Consider the following 583-nt stretch of genomic DNA (forward strand, 5'->3'; position numbering starts at 1 on the left):
GATCAAGCACCGCCTCAAGGTGATCCAGCACCACCCCGACGTGATCGACGGTTGCCTGACCACCACCGGCCTCACCCTCAACACCACCCCCGCCAACACCAATTAACCCTGATTAGTGTCTCGGATCTGAAGTGGCTTAACGGTTGTGCTGCGTGGGATCCTAGTGGTTGTGGATCTTACGAAGCGACAGCGTTCGGCATTGGAGTCGGTGGTCGGCGAAGGCGGGTACGACCGGTCGATCGCAGCCCGTGCGCAGTTTGTGCTGTGGCGGGCGGAGGGCCGTTCGGTGGCCGAGATCGTGGTCTTGTCGGGAGCGACGAAACCGACGGTGTACAAGTGGCTGCGCCGATACGAAATCTCGGGTTTGGACGGCTTGATCGATCTCGACCGGCCGGGCCGTCCACGCGGGATTCCGCAGCGGGTGCGGTCCAGAGTTGTGGCGCTGACCAGAACATCGCCGCCCGCCTCGACCGGGCTGAGTCATTGAAGCTTTTTCATCCTTGGTGGATGCCTTCTGATCACAGCGTGATCGCAGGTTGCCAGTTCGGCTCATGACGTAGCGAAGCTCCTGGTAGACGGGTTG

General features: G+C 61.4%; 1 protein-coding gene. It reads left to right on the forward strand.

Going from position 1 to position 583, the window contains the following annotated elements; genetic code table 11:
- Positions 1-169 precede the first annotated feature (169 nt).
- Positions 170-487: a helix-turn-helix domain-containing protein gene (locus E1291_RS41610; RefSeq protein WP_165495559.1), complete on the forward strand. Its 318-nt coding sequence runs from the start codon at positions 170-172 to the stop codon at positions 485-487.
- The last annotated feature ends 96 nt before the right edge of the window (positions 488-583 follow it).

The organism is Actinomadura roseirufa (assembly GCF_900659635.1).
Classification (GTDB): Bacteria; Actinomycetota; Actinomycetes; order Streptosporangiales; family Streptosporangiaceae; genus Spirillospora; species Spirillospora roseirufa.